This window comes from Gaiella sp. (assembly GCF_035710885.1).
Taxonomy (GTDB): Bacteria; Actinomycetota; Thermoleophilia; order Gaiellales; family Gaiellaceae; genus Gaiella.
This window is the reverse complement of the sequence record NZ_DASTCS010000003.1, coordinates 1-15,534: the sequence shown is the minus strand read 5'-3', so window position 1 is coordinate 15,534 and position 15,534 is coordinate 1. Positions and strand designations below refer to the sequence as shown.

The 15,534-nt window shown below is 71.2% G+C and carries 17 protein-coding genes and 1 pseudogene; 3 read left to right on the top strand and 15 right to left on the bottom strand.

What is annotated here, in order from left to right:
* Window positions 1-66: 66 nt before the first annotated feature.
* Entirely contained in the window at window positions 67-417 is a 351-nt protein-coding gene (locus VFO26_RS01370) for an MmcQ/YjbR family DNA-binding protein (protein ID WP_325113074.1), read from the bottom strand.
* Between the two features lie 23 nt (window positions 418-440).
* Here VFO26_RS01370 and VFO26_RS01365 point away from each other — a divergent pair, with 23 nt between their 5' ends.
* Both VFO26_RS01365 and VFO26_RS01360 read left to right on the top strand, forming a co-directional pair.
* Window positions 441-1,523, top strand: a complete 1,083-nt coding sequence (locus VFO26_RS01365; RefSeq protein ID WP_325113073.1) for an Mrp/NBP35 family ATP-binding protein — start codon at window positions 441-443, stop codon at window positions 1,521-1,523.
* Between the two features lie 231 nt (window positions 1,524-1,754).
* A complete protein-coding gene (locus VFO26_RS01360; protein WP_325113072.1) occupies window positions 1,755-2,504 on the top strand; it encodes an Ldh family oxidoreductase in 750 nt (249 codons plus the stop codon).
* Between the two features lie 5 nt (window positions 2,505-2,509).
* On the opposite strand, the gene VFO26_RS01355 is transcribed toward VFO26_RS01360, so the two are convergent.
* The 8 genes and pseudogenes from VFO26_RS01355 to VFO26_RS01325 form a co-directional block, all read right to left on the bottom strand.
* On the bottom strand, window positions 2,510-3,880 hold the full coding sequence (locus VFO26_RS01355) for a TrpB-like pyridoxal phosphate-dependent enzyme (RefSeq protein ID WP_325113071.1): 1,371 nt from the start codon (window positions 3,878-3,880) through the stop codon (window positions 2,510-2,512).
* A gap of 79 nt (window positions 3,881-3,959) precedes the next feature.
* Window positions 3,960-4,133 carry a hypothetical protein gene (locus VFO26_RS01350; RefSeq protein WP_325113070.1) on the bottom strand — a complete coding sequence of 58 codons (174 nt, stop codon included), beginning with the start codon at window positions 4,131-4,133 and terminating at the stop codon, window positions 3,960-3,962.
* Between the two features lie 64 nt (window positions 4,134-4,197).
* Window positions 4,198-4,509, bottom strand: a pseudogene (locus VFO26_RS17965) (adenylate/guanylate cyclase domain-containing protein); the annotation flags it as partial.
* 48 nt (window positions 4,510-4,557) lie between these two features.
* The gene (locus VFO26_RS01345) at window positions 4,558-5,208 is read right to left on the bottom strand and encodes a TPR end-of-group domain-containing protein (RefSeq protein WP_325113069.1); all 651 of its coding nucleotides are present in this window, start codon (window positions 5,206-5,208) and stop codon (window positions 4,558-4,560) included.
* Window positions 5,205-6,032 carry a DUF1028 domain-containing protein gene (locus tag VFO26_RS01340; RefSeq protein WP_325113068.1) on the bottom strand — a complete coding sequence of 276 codons (828 nt, stop codon included), beginning with the start codon at window positions 6,030-6,032 and terminating at the stop codon, window positions 5,205-5,207. The genes VFO26_RS01345 and VFO26_RS01340 overlap by 4 nt, the downstream gene beginning before the upstream one ends.
* Complete coding sequence (locus tag VFO26_RS01335; RefSeq protein ID WP_325113067.1) at window positions 6,025-6,294, bottom strand: hypothetical protein; 270 nt, start codon at window positions 6,292-6,294, stop codon at window positions 6,025-6,027. The genes VFO26_RS01340 and VFO26_RS01335 overlap by 8 nt, the downstream gene beginning before the upstream one ends.
* Entirely contained in the window at window positions 6,294-7,385 is a 1,092-nt protein-coding gene (locus VFO26_RS01330; protein WP_325113066.1) for a hypothetical protein, read from the bottom strand. The genes VFO26_RS01335 and VFO26_RS01330 overlap by 1 nt, the downstream gene beginning before the upstream one ends.
* Window positions 7,386-7,428: 43 nt before the next feature.
* Window positions 7,429-8,133, bottom strand: a complete 705-nt coding sequence (locus VFO26_RS01325; RefSeq protein ID WP_325113065.1) for a metal-dependent hydrolase — start codon at window positions 8,131-8,133, stop codon at window positions 7,429-7,431.
* A 127-nt stretch (window positions 8,134-8,260) separates the two neighbouring features.
* Here VFO26_RS01325 and VFO26_RS01320 point away from each other — a divergent pair, with 127 nt between their 5' ends.
* Window positions 8,261-9,181, top strand: coding sequence for an AraC family transcriptional regulator (locus VFO26_RS01320; RefSeq protein WP_325113064.1), 921 nt, complete (start codon window positions 8,261-8,263; stop codon window positions 9,179-9,181).
* An 11-nt stretch (window positions 9,182-9,192) separates the two neighbouring features.
* Here VFO26_RS01320 and VFO26_RS01315 read toward each other — a convergent pair whose 3' ends face one another.
* The 6 genes from VFO26_RS01315 to nuoI are packed head-to-tail and all read right to left on the bottom strand — an operon-like array spanning window position 9,193 to window position 15,441.
* Complete coding sequence (locus VFO26_RS01315; RefSeq protein ID WP_325113063.1) at window positions 9,193-10,659, bottom strand: NADH-quinone oxidoreductase subunit N; 1,467 nt, start codon at window positions 10,657-10,659, stop codon at window positions 9,193-9,195.
* A complete protein-coding gene (locus VFO26_RS01310) occupies window positions 10,656-12,110 on the bottom strand; it encodes an NADH-quinone oxidoreductase subunit M (protein ID WP_325113062.1) in 1,455 nt (484 codons plus the stop codon). Before VFO26_RS01310 ends, VFO26_RS01315 begins: the two co-directional genes overlap by 4 nt.
* 8 nt (window positions 12,111-12,118) lie before the next feature.
* A complete protein-coding gene (gene nuoL / locus VFO26_RS01305) occupies window positions 12,119-14,014 on the bottom strand; it encodes an NADH-quinone oxidoreductase subunit L (protein ID WP_325113061.1) in 1,896 nt (631 codons plus the stop codon).
* A gap of 9 nt (window positions 14,015-14,023) precedes the next feature.
* Window positions 14,024-14,332 (bottom strand): NADH-quinone oxidoreductase subunit NuoK, encoded by a 309-nt coding sequence (gene nuoK / locus VFO26_RS01300; RefSeq protein ID WP_325113060.1) that lies wholly within the window; start codon window positions 14,330-14,332, stop codon window positions 14,024-14,026.
* A complete protein-coding gene (locus VFO26_RS01295; protein WP_325113059.1) occupies window positions 14,329-14,889 on the bottom strand; it encodes an NADH-quinone oxidoreductase subunit J in 561 nt (186 codons plus the stop codon). The genes nuoK and VFO26_RS01295 overlap by 4 nt, the downstream gene beginning before the upstream one ends.
* 60 nt (window positions 14,890-14,949) lie before the next feature.
* A complete protein-coding gene (gene nuoI, locus VFO26_RS01290; RefSeq protein WP_325113058.1) occupies window positions 14,950-15,441 on the bottom strand; it encodes an NADH-quinone oxidoreductase subunit NuoI in 492 nt (163 codons plus the stop codon).
* Window positions 15,442-15,534 lie beyond the last annotated feature (93 nt).

The following is a 15,534-nucleotide window of genomic DNA, read 5'->3' as shown; positions in this document are numbered from 1 at the left end:
CCGTTCACCGCCCACCGCCACGCCCACGGTGTCGGAGCGCGAGAACCGGGGGGAGAAGCGTCTCGGCTAGCGGCCGCCGTCGAGCGTTGCAACGAGACGCTTGGGCGCGACGATGCGGTAGCTCTCCTCCACCCAGTCCCGGAGCTCGGCGAGCGGCACCTCGCCGACGGGCACGGTCACCCAACCGGACTTGCCGAGGCCGTACCCGGTCGGCCGCGCTCCTTCGACCGAGAGCGCGTGCCCGTGCGACTCGACCAGCTTCACGGTGATCATCGGCTCGTCGGTGCCGTCCCGCCGCCCGAGGAAGACGAAGACCTTGCCACGCACCTTGACGACGCGCTCGTCCCAGGGGAAGGCCTCGTGCGTCTCTGGGAACCCGAGCGCGAGGTCCCTCAGCTTCGTGCGCGGGTCGGCCATCTGCAAAGGCTACGCTGGCATTCGTGGCCGTCGATCGTGACGCGATCCTGACCGCGCTCGAGCGGGTGATCGACCCCGAGCTCAAGCGCCCGGTCACCGAGCTCGACATGGTGCGCGACGTCGTCGTCTCCGCCGAAGGCGAGGTGGACGTGACGATCGCCCTCACCGTCGCCGGCTGCCCGCTGCGATCGAGCTTTCAGGACCAGGTCGCGCAGCATGTCGGCGCGGTCTCCGGCGTCACGGCCGTCAGCCTCCGATTCGACGTGATGACACCGGAGGAGAAGGCGGCGCTCGCATCGCGGCTCCGGGGCGGGCGTCCGGAACGCGAGATCCGGCTCCATCCCGGAACGCGCGTCGTCGCGGTCGCGTCGGGCAAGGGTGGGGTGGGCAAGTCGACCTTGGCCGCGAACCTGGCGGCGGCGCTGGTGGAGCGTGGGGAGAGCGTGGGTGTGCTCGACTCCGACGTCTACGGCTACTCGATCCCACACGTCCTCGGCGTCACCCAGCGGCCGATCGTGGTCGACTCGCTCATCGTCCCTCCCGTGCGGGGTGAGCTCAAGGTGATGTCGATCGGGCTGTTCGCGGAGGACAACGGCCCGATCATGTGGCGCGGCCCGATGCTGCACAAGGCGCTCGAGCAGTTCCTCTCGGACGTCCACTGGGGCGAACTCGACACGCTGGTCGTCGACATGCCGCCCGGCACCGGCGACGTCGCCATCTCGATCGGGCAGCTGCTGCCCCGCGCCGAGGCGATCATCGTGACGACTCCCCAGCCGGCCGCCCAGCAGGTGGCCGTTCGCGCGGCCGTCATGGCCCAGAAGATCGGGATGCGGGTCCTGGGCGTCGTGGAGAACATGGCGTGGCTCGTCGGCACCGGGCAGGAGCTCTTCGGCTCCGGTGGTGGAGAGGCGCTTGCGTCCGAGATCGACGCTCCCGTCCTGGCCCGGATCCCCTTCGATCCGGCCCTGAGGGAGGCATCGGACGCCGGTCGACCGGTGCTGGAGGCCGCCCCCGAGTCCGAGGCGAGCACGGCCATCCGAGGCCTTGCCGAAGCCGTTCGGGCCCGGCGCGCGGGCGCGATCCGCAAGGCGCTCACCGTCCTCTGACCAGGGTCCTGCAGGGAAGGGAGCCCGTAGGCTCCCTTCCGGTGACGGCAAGCCCTGCGGCGGTGGGCCGTGTGCCGTCCTGCACGTCCGCGCCGGGGGGAGGCGCGGCCATCCAGCTCATATCCTCACAGAATTCTGTGAGGAGGTTGTAAGACTACCCCACTTCGCGGTCGAGCAAACCCGTCCAGTTTCCGGAAATTTCTCTCCTCCCTGCGGCGGTAGGGTCGCAACGTGACCCGTGAGCAGGCATTCGAGCGCCTCTGCGCGCGAGGCTTGGCAGACGCGGACTCGGCGGTGGTCGTCGATCACCTCGCGGCGGCCGACGCGGCCGGAAAGCCCGGGCACGGCCTCTCCCGTGTCCCGTGGCTCGAGCGCCTCCTTGGAGACACGCTCGACCCGTCGGGCAGGCCCGAGCGCATCGAGCGCTCGGCCGGGTTCGAGCGCTGGCACGGACGGGGCGCACTCGGCTACCTGACGATGGCCGCGTTGTGCGACGCCGTCGCCTCCGACCCGCCCGAGCGGGCGAGATTCCTGATCGCCGAGTCCTGCTTCCCCACCGGCGTGCTCGGCGAGTGGGCCAGACGCCTCGCGGACGCGGGCTTCGTCGCCGTGGTCACGGCGACGTCTCCTCGACGTCTGCCGCACCCCGACGGAGGGCCGCCGCTCACCGGCACGAACCCGATCGCGATCGCGGTGCCGTCGTCGGACGGTCGCCCGTTCGTGGCGGACGTCTCGATGGGCGCGGTCACCCACGGTGACGTGCTGGCCGGCCGCGCGCGCCCGGAGGAGCTCGTCCCGTTCGGCGGGCCACAGGCGCACAAGGCGTTCGCGCTCGCGGCCGGGGTCGAGCTGCTCGTCGGCGCCCTTGCGGGGCCGGAGCCGGGCGCGGTCGTCCTCGTCGCGGAGCCCGGTCACGACCCGGTGGCCGGCTTCCGCGAGCTCGCCGACGGCCTCCGGCTGCCGGGCGACCGGGCCGCCTGACGTCCTCAGCTCACCGCGGCGACGGCCGGGAGCCCCGCGAGCGCCATCGCGAGCTCGCCCGCGTCGTACTCGCGGTCCTCGAGCGCGCCGGAGAAGTAGTCGATGTACGCCTGCATGTCGAAGTGGCCGTGACCGCAGAGGTTGAAGAGGATCGTCTCGGCGCTCCCCTCCTCCTTGCAGCGGAGCGCCTCGTCGATGACCGCCTTCACGGCGTGGTTGGCCTCGGGGGCGGGGAGGATCCCCTCGGCGCGCGCAAAGCGGACTCCGGCCTCGAACACGGTCGTCTGGTGGTACGCGCGCGCCTCGATCACCCCGAGCGAGTGGAGGTGGCTGACCAGCGGGGCCATGCCGTGGTAGCGGAGCCCGCCGGCGTGGAAGCCCGGAGGCACGAACGTGGAGCCCAGCGTGTGCATCTTCACGAGGGGCGTGAGGTGCCCGGTGTCGCCGAAGTCGTACGCGAACTCGCCCCGCGTGAGGCTCGGGCAGGCGGCGGGCTCGACCGCGATCACCCTGACGTCGGAGCCTCCCCGGACCTTCTGCCCGATGAACGGGAACACGAGCCCCGAGAAGTTCGAGCCCCCGCCCGTGCAGCCGATCAGCACGTCCGGGTACGCCTCCGCCAGGTCCATCTGGGCGATCGCCTCTTCCCCGATCACGGTCTGGTGCAGGAGGACGTGGTTGAGCACCGAGCCGAGCGCGTACTTCGTGTCGTCGCGCCCGGCGGCCTGCTCGACCGCCTCCGAGATCGCGATCCCGAGGCTCCCCGTCGAGTCGGGGTGCTCCGCGAGGACGGCGCGGCCGGACGCCGTCTCCTCGGACGGGCTCGGCACGCAACGCGCGCCGAACGCCTCCATCAGCGCCCGCCGATACGGCTTCTGGTCGTACGAGACCCGCACCATGTAGACGTCGATCTCGATGCCGAACAGCGCGCCGGCGAAGGCGAGCGAGGAGCCCCACTGGCCGGCACCTGTCTCGGTGGCGATCCGCTTCACGCCCTCGCGCGCGTTGTAGTACGCCTGCGCGACCGCCGTGTTCGGCTTGTGGCTCCCGGTCGGGGAGACGCCCTCGTACTTGTAGAAGATGCGTGCGGGGGTGTCGAGCTCACGCTCGAGGCGGCGGGCGCGGTAGAGGGGCGTCGGGCGCCACTGGCGGTAGACGTCGCGGACCTCCTCGGGGATCGGGATCCGCTGCTCGGTCGAGACCTCCTGGAGGATCACCTCCATCGGGAAGAGCGGCGCGAGGTCGTCGGGGCCGACCGGCTGCCCCGTGCCCGGATGGAGAACAGGGGCGGGCGGCTCGGGAAGGTCGGCGGCGAGGTTGTACCAGGCCTCCGGCAGCCGGCTCTCGTCGAGCATGTACTTGACGGTGTCGCCCATCGTCGACCTCCTCGGCTCGCTTCCCGCCGAGTCTCGCGAATCGCAGCACCGGTGGCAACCGCGGGCCGTGCGGCGACCGTTACCTCGCCGGGCCGAAGTCCTGTTGCTTGACGAGAACCCAGTCGCCTGCGCCGTCGGCCGCCGCGGGATCGACCCGGAGCAACGAGACCACCTGCTGCGTCGAGTCGCCGTTGGCGTCGACGCCGATCGTGCCGAGCACCGTCGCGTGGCGACGCTCCGGAATCGACGGCATACGTGCGCAGGGCCTCCCGGAGCTCGCTCGCCGCAGGGCCGTCCTCTGCTATCGCCTCCAGGGAGGCGAGCACGATCTGCGCGCACGCGTACGCGACGGCTGCGTACTGGTCCGGCTCCTCGCCGGCCTCGGCGGTGATCGCGAGGCCGCACCGGACCGCGCTGCTCACCGAGTCGAAGACGACGTAGAAGCTGTCGCCCTCGGTCTTGATCTCGGCACCGCCGAAGCGCGCGATGGCGTCGCGTGCGAGCGCACGGTATCTCGTGAGCAGGGTCGCCGCCGCCGCGGCGCCGTGCCGCTCGACGAAGTCGGTGTAGCCCCTCAGGTCCGCAAAGAGGAAGCCACGGGTGATCGATCCCCCCTCGCCTGCCGCCATCGCGGCGATCGTAGTCCGACGGACGCCTGGCTTACCAGCCGGCGGCCGCTAGCCTGCGGGCGGCCGCGGGAAGCTGGATTCCTCGCGGATCGCCGCCAGGTCCTCGTCGCCCTGGGCGTACCCGGCGAACCGCGCGTCGAGCTCCACTGCGCGGCTCAGGCGCTCGAGCGCCACCTCGGGACGCCCTGCCCGTGCGTGCGCGCAGGCGAGGTTGTAGTAGGTGCCCGCGTGGTCCGGCGTCTCCGCGAGGTGTCGCTCGAGCACCTCGATCGCGCGGTCCCACTCCTCGGTCGGCCAGAACGCGAGCGCCTCGGCGCTGCGCTCCCATCCCGACGGCGTGAACGCCTCGCCCGGTCTTGCGCCGACGGCGAGGATGGTCGTGTCGAGCTTGCCCGTCGCGGCGCGCTTCACCGCCGGGTCGGGGACGTGGACGAGCGTTCCCCGCGGCGCGTCGACGGTCTCGCCGTCGAGCGTGAAGGACGCGTGGCCCGTGAGGACGAGGTAGAGCTCCTCGTGCTTCTCGCCGTCCGCCTCGTCGTGCTCGCCGATGATCTGCTGGTCGTCCTCGGTCGCCGTCCAGGCGTTGATCCCGAAGGACGAGACTCCGAGCGTCCGGCGGATCGTGTGCCACCGCGCCTGGCTGGGGATCGCCGGCCCGGCGAGCGCGTCGAGCGACGTGACCTTGTAGCGGTCGCTCATGTCGCCTCCCGGAGTCGTTCGAGGACGACGGGGTCGATCGCGTCTTCGCCGTCCACCCGTTCCTCGAGGTTCTCGACCCCTGCCCAGGATGCGAGGCTCGCGTGGCCGGCCCGGGCGAGCAGGTCGTCGAGCTCCGCACGGAGAGAGTCGTCGACGGTGATCCACTCCTCTCGCGGCGTGCGGCCGAAGAGCGCGTCGTGCAGCCCGTAGATGCGCCGCAGCTCGACCAGCGGGTCGGCGTGGTCGTCGACGCGGAGGTCGACCAGCGTGTCCGACAGGCCTGCGTACCCCCCGTCGCGCTCGACGACGAGGAGCGCCGCCGACTGGCGTCCGCGGCTGTCGCCGCCCGCCGCCTCGGCAGCGTCGAGGCAGTCGAGCAGCCGCTCGGCGAGCGGCTTCCCCGTCGTGGACTCGAACGTCTCTGCGAGCGCGTCCACGGTCGCTCCGGAGACGAGGATGTTTCCCTGGGCTGCGTAGCCGTCCCCGGTGCGACCGCCGGCCCACGCATGGCAGTCGTCCCCCGTGAACGTGGCCGCCCGTCCCTTGCTGTCGACGACGCCGAGTTGGCGGAGCGCGCGGTCGTCGTCTGCGGAGGTGAGACGCTCGACGACTGCCTCGGCCGAGAGCCCCTCGCGCAGGAGCTCGAGCCCGTCGGGCCCGTAACGGGGGTTTGCATACGACTGGGTCGCGACGGCGCCCACCTGGGCCCCGGCCCACGGCACGACCGAGCCGACGGCGAGGAACTTCGACTGCGTGGCCACGCCCCACCGCCCCGCCTCGAGATCGCAGGCGCAGATCGAGTAGGTGGCGATGCCGTCAGCCATACGTGAGCTCCGAGAGGTCGAGCTCGAGAAGCGCAGGGTGCGTGACGAGAACGCAGGAGACCTCGGGCCTCGCGAGCGCTCGGGCAACCGACGCCGCGTCGTGGGCGCGCGTGACGACAGGAGTACCGCCGGCGTGCGCCTTCCGGAGTGCGTCGAGGTCGTCGATCGAGTCCACCACGAGCGCACCGTCGATGTCGATGGTCCCCTCGAGCGCGATCGCGGGGACGCGCCGTCCCGTCGCTCCGAACCAGCGCTCGCGCATCAGCGGGTGACGACGAGCCGCGCAGCGGCGCCCTGTGCGCCGGACGCCCAGCAGGCGCCCGTGCGCGCGCAGTCGACGGCGTCGAAGCTGCCGGTGTCGAAGCGCGTCCAGGTTCGGCCGCCGTCGGTCGTCACGTCGCTGCCGGTCGGCCCGACGGCGACGGCGGTCTTCGGCAGCCTCGGCACCCATGCCGAGCCCGAGCGGTACTCGCCGGGCCCGTCGGCCAGCGTCCACGTCGCGCCTCCGTCCTGCGTGTACGCGGCGCCCGCCGGCGCGTTGGTCGGATCGAGGAAATCGCCCCCGACCGCGATGCCGTGGCGCGGGTCGGCGAACGCGAGCGAGAAGATGCCTCCCGCGGGCGAGCTGGCGACCGGGGTGTTCACGACCTCCCAGGTGCTGCCGCGGTCGTCGGAGTGGAAGACGCGTGAGACGACGTCGCCGCCCGTCCCGAACCACGCGTCGCGGCCGCCGGCGACCTCGATGCAGGTCCCGCTTGCGGCGAACCCGAATTCGCCGGGCAGGGCGTCGGGCATCCCGCTCGAGGGCACGAGCTGCCAGCTGCGCCCACCGTCGTCGGTCGACAGGATCTGGAACTTGCCGCCGACCGGGTCGCCCATCACGAGGCCACGGTGGCGGTCGAAGAACGCCATGCAGTCGTAGAACGCGGCAGGATCGGTGTTCTGGAACGTCATCGTCCACGTTGCGCCGCCGTCCTCGGTGACGTACACGCGGGACGCGTCGCCCGGGCCGATCGCGAGCAGCACCGCGTGGTCGGCGGTGAACGCCTCGAGGTCCCGGAAGGCCTGAGCGTCCGCGTCGGGCGGCGCGACGTCCTGCCAGGTCGCGCCGCCGTCGAGCGTGCGGAGGACCGTCCCGCCGCTGCCGCTCACCCATGCGACCTGATCGTCGACCGCCGAGAGACCGCGGAGGCCCGAGGTCGTGCCGGTCGGCCGGAGCTGCCACGTGAAGCTCGCCTTCGGCCCGGCTGCGGCGCCGGGGGCGGCGAGAGCGCCTGCGAGCGCGGCGCCGAGCACGAGTGCCGTCGCGGCCGCGAGCAGGACGATGCGATATGTCTGCGGCTTGGTAGTCATCCCGGGACCCTAACGCCTCTGGCGGCCCCGCAAACCACGGCGCCTACAACGAAACGGTCTCACCCGGGGAGTGCGCGAGCAGCTCGACGCCCTCCGGCAGCAAGGGCCTGAGCGCTTCCGGCGTGCCGGTCAGGATCGGGAACGTGCCATAGTGGGACGGCACGACCCTGGGGGCGCCGACGAGCTCCGCGGCGACCGCCGCCTCCTCGGGCCCCATCGTGAAGTGGTCCCCGATCGGGAGCACCGCGACGTCGGGAGCGTACAGGCGCTTCACGAGCGCCATGTCGCCGAAGACGTTGGTGTCTCCGGCGAAGTAGACCGTCGGCCCGTCGTCGAGGCGGAGGACGACGCCGCACGATTCGCCGAGATACACGCGCGCGCCGTTCTCGTCGGTGCTGGACGAGTGGTTCGCGTCGGTCAGCGTCGTCCGGACGTCGCCGAACCGCTCCGTGCCACCCTTGTTCAGCGCCTGGCCCATGTCCTCCGGCAGGCCTCTGCCGGAGAGCCAGCCGCGGAGCTCGACCTGCGCCACGACCGGGCACGAGAAGCGCTGCCCGATCGACACGGCGTCGCCGACGTGGTCGTCGTGGCCGTGCGTGACGACGACGAGGTCGCAGCGCTCGGGCTCGCGCTCGCGGTCGGGGCACGACGGGTTGCCGGTCAGGAACGGATCGACGTACACGCGCGTCCCCCCGGCGGTGTCGAGCCGGAATGCCGCATGCCCGAGCCACGTGAGCGTCGTCGCCACGGCTGCCATGCTAGACCCGTAGCCCGTAGCCACGCACGGGCCGCCGAGGCAGGGCTGTACCGGAGCCGTGATAAAGGTGAGCAAGAACGATCAAGCGGCGACCGCGCCGCGGCGGCAGGCTGACCGCATGGCCCTGCAGCTGATGGACACGTTCTCGACCTTCGTGGGCTCGCTCGCGGAGAGCCTCGACGACCACGAGGCGGACGGGGAGGACCTGGCGGCGCGTGCCTGCCTGTCGCGCTTCCACTTCGACCGGGTGGTGACGGCCGTGTCCGGGGAGACTCCCGCACGGCTGCGCCGCCGGGTGCTCCTCGAGCGTGCGGCCTACCGGCTCGTGACGAGCGAAGCGGGCGTCCTCGAGGTGGCGCTCGAGGCAGGCTACTCCTCGAACGAGGCGTTCACCCGTGCGTTCCGTCGCGCCTACGGGGTCGGGCCGTCGGCCTGGCGCTCGTCGCCCGGCCCGATCCACCTCGAGAGCCCGAACGGCGTGCACTTCCACCCACCCGGCGGCATTCGGCTGCCCGCCAGAGACGAGGTGACCTCCATGGACCTGATGAAGAAGCTGGTCGAGCACCATGTGTGGCTCGTCGGCGAGATCGTCGACCGCGCGTCCACCCTTTCCGACGAGCAGCTCGACGCGCCGATCGAACTCTCCGTCGAGGGCGTCGACGACGAGCCGACGCTGCGCTCGCTCCTGTCGCGGCTCGTCGGCCAGATGGACATGTGGAACGCCGCGATGGACTCACGCGCGTACGACTTCGACGTCGAGAAGGGCGAGAGCATCGCCTCGGTTCGCGCCCGGCTCGGCGCCGCCGGCCCGGCGTTCCTGGCGCGTGCGCGCGAGGTGATCGACGGCAACAGGCTCGACGAGACGTTCGTCGACGCGGTCTGCGACCCACCCGAGGTGTTCACCTACGGGGGAATGCTGGCCCACGTCCTCACGTTCGCCGCACACCGGCGAACGCTGGCGATCGGTGCGCTCCACTCGGCGGGGATCACCGACCTCGGCGCCGGGGACCCGATGCGCTGGGTGGCGGACGCCGCCTAGCGCGGCGAGCGTCAGAACGGCAGCGAGGCGACCGCGTCGCGCGCGAGGTCGACGAGCGGCTGCACGAGGAAGAACGAGCCGATCGTGACGACGAGCGCACAGGCGACGGCCGTGTCGAGCAGGAGGTCGCGCGGCGGTGAGCCGCCCGCCGCGACGACCGTCCCGCCGATCTCGCCCGAGCGCATGTAGAGCGCCCGCACGACGTTGAGGTAGTACGCAAGGCTGAGTGCGGTCGCGAGCACGCCGATCACGACGAGCCACCACCAGCCGGCCTCGTAGACGGCCGAGAAGACGAACAGCTTGCCCAGGAATCCGCCGGTGAGCGGGAAGCCGGCCATCGAGAGCATGAACCACCACATCGCGATGCCGAGGAACGGCCGCTCCCAGCCGAGCCCCTCCAGCCTCGAGAGCGTGACGGGCTGTGCGAGCTCGCGCTCCCTGGCCGCGACCACCGCGAAGGCGCCGACGGTCGCCGCGCAGTACGGGATCAGGTAGTAGAGGAGCGCCGTCCCGCCGTCGGCGTTGTCCGCCGCGATCGCGATCAGCAGGAAGCCCGCGTGCGAGACGGAGGAGTAGGCGAGCAGCCGCTTCAGGTCGCGCTGGGCGATCGCGGCGAGATTCCCGATCACGAGCGAGGCGACGGCGAGCACCGCGACCGCGATCGTCCAGATCTCGTCCTGCTCGGGGAACGCCGTCACGAGGATGCGCAGCGTGAGCACGAGCGCGGCCGCCTTCGTCGCCGCGGCCATGAACGCCGTCACCGTCGTCGGCGCGCCCTGGTAGACGTCGGGCGTCCACATGTGGAAAGGTGCCGCCGAGACCTTGAACGCCAGACCGGCGAGGATCATCGCCATGCCGGTCACGAAGAGCGGGTCGTCTGCGCCCGTCGCCTCGCGGATGGACGCGAACCCGAGCTCACCCGTCGCGCCGTAGACGAGCGCGCAGCCGAAGAGCAGGATGCCCGAGCCGAAGCTCCCGACGATCAGGTACTTGAGCCCCGCCTCGAGCGACTCTCGCCGGTGGGTGTCCAGGGCGCACAGCACGTACAGCGAGATCGAGAACCACTCGAGCGCCAGGAACATCGTCATCAGGTTCGCGGCGGAGGCGAAGAAGACCATTCCCGCCGAGGCGGCCGCGAGGAGGGCGTAGTACTCGCCGACGTGGGAGCGCCGGCCGTCGCCCGCCGAGATCAGCACCACCGCGATGCCGACCGCGGCGATCAGGATCGCCGCGAACGCGCCCAGGCGGTCGCGCGTCATCGACTCGACGACGACCGCGGACGCCTCGGGCGACCGGTCGAAGACGATCCCGGCGAGCACGGCCGAGGTGGCGAACCCCGCGAGCGAGACGACGACCGAGAACGCACGCTCGGAGGAGCGCGGGACGATCACCGCGCCGAGCAGCGTGATCGCAGCGACCGCGAGCAGCGCGAGCGTGGGCGAGAGCGCGAGCCAGTCGACGCTCGGGGTGTCGATCACGGCGCCCCGAGCCCTTCCTGCGAGCCGATGAACGTGGCGGGCTCGTCGGCCGGGAACGACCGCTCGGTGATGCCCGCCGGCCACGCGGAGAGCACGGCGAGGATCGCCACCAGCGGCACGAGGAGCATCAGCTCGCCGCCGACGAGGTCGCCCGCGTCGTCCCGGACGGCGGTGCCACGGCGCTCGTGCAGGATCGCCGAGATCAGCCGCAGCGCGTAGAGGGCGGCGAGGACGATCGCGGCTGCGCCGACCGCCGCGTACCCCCAGCCGCGGTCGAACACGCCCGCGAGGATCGCGAACTCGCCCGCGAAGTTCGTGGAGCCCGGCACCGCCAGGGTGAACATGCCGAGGGTCAGCACGAGGGTCGCGAGGATCGGCCGGCCCTTCGCCATGCCACCCAGACCGGAGAACAGGCCCGTGCCGGCGCGCGTCTCGATCATCCCGGCGAGGAGGAAGAACCCTGCGGACACGAGCCCGTGGTTGACCGAGTGGAGCACGGCACCGTCGAGCCCGAGGTCGTTGACCGCGAAGATCCCGAGGACGATCAGGCCCATCTGGGCCATCGAGGAGTACGCGACCACGCCGCGGATGTCCGGCTGGCGGAACGCGAGCACCGACCCGTAGACGAGCGTCGCGGCGGCGAGCACGAGCACGAGCGTGCGGAAGTCGTCGACCGGCCCGGGGAAGTGCGGCAGCACGATCCAGACGAGCCCGAAGACGGCGGCCTTGGAGACGACGCCCGAGAGGATCGCGCCGACCTCCGGCGGTGCCTCGACGTACGCCAGGCGGAGCCAGCCGTGGAACGGGAGCAGCGGCGCCTTCACGGCGAACGCCGCGAGGAATCCCAGGAACACCCAGTCATTGGAGCTCGTGCCGATGTCGGAGAGGAGGAACGTGCCCTGCGAGATCCCGAAGGCGATGATCGACGCCAGCATCAGGAGCGACCCGGCCATCGTGTAGAGCACGAACGTGATCGTCGCCTTGATCCGTTGCGGGCCGCCCCAGACTCCGACGAGCACGTAGATCGGGATCAGCATCGCCTCGAAGAAGACGTAGAAGACGATCAGGTCCTGCGCGGCGAACACGCCCACGAGCGCGCCGATCAGGAACAGCAGGAGCCCGAAGTACGCACGTGCCCGCTCACGCCCCACCCAGGCCCCGTAGCCGACCGCGCAGGCGCCGACGACGATCGTCAGCCCGACGAGCCAGTACTGGAAGCCGTAGAGGCCGACCGCGTACGAGATCCCGAGCTCCTCGAACCACTCGCGGTTGGCGGAGTACTGCTGCGCGTCGCTCGCGAAGTCGAAGTTCCGGGCGCTCCCGAGCCAGAGCCCCACCTCGGCGAGCGCGACGAGGAGCGCGACCCCCCCGGTCGACTCGCGCGAGAGCGGCAGGATCCAGACGAGGATCGCGCCCGCGAGCGGGACGAAGATGAGGAGCGTCGTCAGCACGGCGGCACCTAGCGCACCACGAGGAAGACGAGGGTCAGGACGGCGACGGCGACGGTGAAGGCGAGCGCGTACGTTCGGAGCAGCCCGCTCTGGGCGCTCGACGTGATCGTGGCGCCCCGAATCGTCCCCTCTGCGACCTCGTCGAGACCGCCCTGCACGATCGGCGTCTCGAAGCGGTCTCGCACCAGCGCCGCGATCGCCTGCGCCGGCCGCGAGAAGACGGTGTCGTAGAGCTCGTCGAACCAGAGCTTGTGCTCGAGCGTGGTGCGCACCGGCCCCTCGGCGACGAGCTCGCGGCCGGCCCTGAACGCGCGCCACGCGAGGAAGCTCCCGACCAGGGCGAGCCCCACGGCGAGCGCGCTCGTCAGCCACTCCTGGCCGGTGGACGGGTCGACGAGCGGCTCGACGGCGGTCTCGAGCCAGTCCTCGAACGGGTGCCAGACGCCCGGGATCAGCAGCAGCCCCGTGATGCTCGACCCGAGCGCGAGCACGCCAACCGGCACCGTCATCGAGCGTGGGGCCTCGCCGTGGTGTGCGGCTGCGGCCTCCGGGTGCGCGGCCTCGGCGGCCTCCTTCCCGCGGAAGACGAGGAAGTAGAGGCGGAGCGAGTACATCGCGGTGAGCAGCGCGCCGAGCAGTCCGCCGACATAGAGGATCCACCCGAGCACCCCGCCCTCGGCAAGCGCCGAGGCGAGGATCGCGTCCTTCGACCAGAAGCCGGCGAAGGGGGGGATGCCCACGAGCGCGAGCGTCCCGATCAGGAAGGTCGCGTGGGTGAACGGCATGGTGGCGCGGAGCCCGCCCATTCTGCGGATGTCCTGCTCCCCGTCGAGGTGGTGGATCACGATCCCTGCCGCGAGGAACAGGAGCGCCTTGAAGAACGCGTGGGTCACGAGGTGGAACATCGCGAAGCCGTACGCCCCGATCCCGGCGCCGACGAACATGTAGCCGATCTGGCTCATCGTCGAGTACGCGATCACGCGCTTGATGTCCCACTGCACGAGCGCGACGACGCCCGCGACCAGGAGCGTCGCCAGGCCGAGCAGCGCGGCCAGGTGCTGCACGTCCGGCGCGGCCTCGAACACGGGATGCGTGCGGCAGATCAGGTAGACGCCCGCGGTGACCATCGTCGCGGCGTGGATCAGGGCGGAGACCGGGGTGGGGCCCTCCATCGCGTCGGGCAGCCACGTGTGGAGCGGGATCTGCGCGGACTTGGCGACGGCGCCGCCCAGAAGGCCGAGCGCGAGGAGCGTCACGACCGTGTCGGAGAGCTCGCCGGACTCCGCCGCCTCGAACACCACGCCGTAGTCCAGGCTGCCGATGTGCGCGATCGTGAGTGCGAAGGCGAGGACCATCACCGCATCGCCGATCGCGTTCATCACGAACGCCTTCTTCGCTGCCGCGACGGCGGACGCGCGCTCGTGGTGGAACCCGATCAGCAGGTAGGAGGCGAGGCCGACGAGACCCCAGCCGACGAGCAGCAGGAGCAGGTTCCCGCCCTGGACGAGCAGGAGCATCGAGAAGACGAAGAAGGCCATGTAGGCGAAGTAGCGCCGCTCCTCGTCCTCCCCGGCCATGTAGCCGTTCGAGTAGAGGACGATCAGGCCGCCGACCCCCGTGACCACGAGCATCATCACGAGGGAGAGCGGGTCGACGAGCAGCTCCAGGCCGACCTCGAACTCGCCGGCCTTCAACCACGTCCAGGCCGTCGTCAGCTCGACGCGATCGTCGGTGTCGCGGCCCCACGCGTCCACGAGCGCCACCACGGCGCCCGCGAAGCCGACGAACACCGAGAGCGTGGAGATCGCCCCTGCCTGGCGGCGCGTGATCCTCGTCCCGGCGAGGGTGATCGCGAGGAACCCGGCGAGCGGCGCGAGCAGGCAGACCCACGAGCCGGCGACCATCACGCGGCCCTAGCCCCTGAGCTCCGTCAGCGAGTCGACGTCGAGGGCGAGGTTGCGCCTCGCCATCGCGACGATCAGCCCGAGGCCGACGCACACCTCCGAGGCTGCCACCGCCATCACCGCGAGCGCGAACACCTGGCCGTCCATCTCCCCGAAGAGCCGCGAGAAGCCGACGAACGCGAGGTTCGCGGAGTTGAGCATGATCTCGAGGGAGAGCAGCACGATCAGGGGGCTCCGGCGCAGGAGCACGCCGGCCACGCCGATCGAGAAGAGGATCGCCGCGATCGCGAGGTACCAGGGGACGTCGGGGCCCATCATGTGCGGGCCTCCCCTGCGTCGAGGAGCTCCTCGGCCCGCGAGCGCATCCCCAGCACGACCCCGCCCACGGCCGCGACTAGCAGCACGATCGACGTGATCTCGAACGCGAGCAGGTGATCCGTGAGGAACAGCCGGCCCATCTCCGCGGGGGAGCCGAACGCCCGGGTGACCTCCGCCTCGTCGGAGAGCCGCCCACCTGCGTTCAGCATCAGCGCCACGAAGGTGACCGCCAGCAGAGCGACGGCCGAGATCACCGAGGCCGTCTGGATCAGGCGCGTACCGCCCGCCCAGGGCGCGTCGGCGCGGCCGCCGAGATAGGCGATCACGAAGAGGAACATGACCATCACCGCACCCGCGTACACGAGCACCTGCGCCGCCGCCACGAACTCGCCCGAGGCGAGCAGGTAGAGCACCGCCAGCGAGGCGAGGTTCCCGATCAGCGAGAGCGCCGACGAGAACGGGTTCGAGGCCGTCACGACGCGGAGCCCGGTGCCGATGCACGCGGCTGCCGCGAGGAGCCACACGACCCAGACGAGGAAGTTAGACAGGTGTCCCACCTCCGGTGAGCCACCTGGGAGGGCGGTGTCCGTGGGTCGGCATGGTCTGCTGGTCGTCCGTCAGGACGACGACTTGTAGGCGGGGATCGGGGTGTCGTAGAGGTCGGCGTCCTGCACGGGGATCCGCTTGATCGGCTCGGCGAGGAGCATGTCCTTCGTGTAGATCAGGTCGTCGCGCGAGTACTCCGACAGCTCGAACTCGTTGCCGAGCGTGATCGCGTCGAACGGGCACGCGAGCTCGCAGTAGCCACAGAAGATGCACCGCGAGAGGTTGATCTCGTAGATCCGCGCGTAGCGCTCGCCTGCGGAGACCCGGTTGTCGGCCGTGTTCTCCTCGGCCACGACGCGGATGCAGTCGGACGGGCAGGCGGCCGCGCAGAGCGAGCAGCCGACGCACTTCTCGAGCCCGTTCGCGTGTCGATGGAGGCGGTGACGGCCCCGGAAGCGCGGGTACACGGGCCGCTTGAACTCCGGATACTGCTGCGTGATCGGCTTCTTGAAGATGTGCTTGAACGTCACTCCGAAGCCCTTGAGTGTCCCGAACGGCTGCATGTCAGCGCGTCACCCTAGATCCATACCACCAGCAGCGCCGTGACGACCGCGTTGACCGTGGCGACGGGGAGCAGCACCTTCCAGCCCACCTGC

Excerpts from the sequence above, each read along its gene's own strand:
- VFO26_RS01340 (WP_325113068.1), bottom strand. The coding sequence starts at position 6,032 with ATGGCTGACGGCATCGCCACCTACTCGATCTGCGCCTGCGATCTCGAG.
- nuoI (WP_325113058.1), bottom strand. The coding sequence starts at position 15,441 with ATGCAGCCGTTCGGGACACTCAAGGGCTTCGGAGTGACGTTCAAGCAC.
- nuoK (WP_325113060.1), bottom strand. The coding sequence starts at position 14,332 with ATGATGGGCCCCGACGTCCCCTGGTACCTCGCGATCGCGGCGATCCTC.
- VFO26_RS01370 (WP_325113074.1), bottom strand. The coding sequence starts at position 417 with ATGGCCGACCCGCGCACGAAGCTGAGGGACCTCGCGCTCGGGTTCCCA.
- nuoL (WP_325113061.1), bottom strand. The coding sequence starts at position 14,014 with ATGGTCGCCGGCTCGTGGGTCTGCCTGCTCGCGCCGCTCGCCGGGTTC.
- VFO26_RS01330 (WP_325113066.1), bottom strand. The coding sequence starts at position 7,385 with ATGACTACCAAGCCGCAGACATATCGCATCGTCCTGCTCGCGGCCGCG.
- VFO26_RS01335 (WP_325113067.1), bottom strand. The coding sequence starts at position 6,294 with ATGCGCGAGCGCTGGTTCGGAGCGACGGGACGGCGCGTCCCCGCGATC.
- VFO26_RS01355 (WP_325113071.1), bottom strand. The coding sequence starts at position 3,880 with ATGGGCGACACCGTCAAGTACATGCTCGACGAGAGCCGGCTGCCGGAG.
- VFO26_RS01345 (WP_325113069.1), bottom strand. The coding sequence starts at position 5,208 with ATGAGCGACCGCTACAAGGTCACGTCGCTCGACGCGCTCGCCGGGCCG.
- VFO26_RS01320 (WP_325113064.1), top strand. The coding sequence starts at position 8,261 with ATGGCCCTGCAGCTGATGGACACGTTCTCGACCTTCGTGGGCTCGCTC.
- VFO26_RS01350 (WP_325113070.1), bottom strand. The coding sequence starts at position 4,133 with ATGCCGTCGATTCCGGAGCGTCGCCACGCGACGGTGCTCGGCACGATC.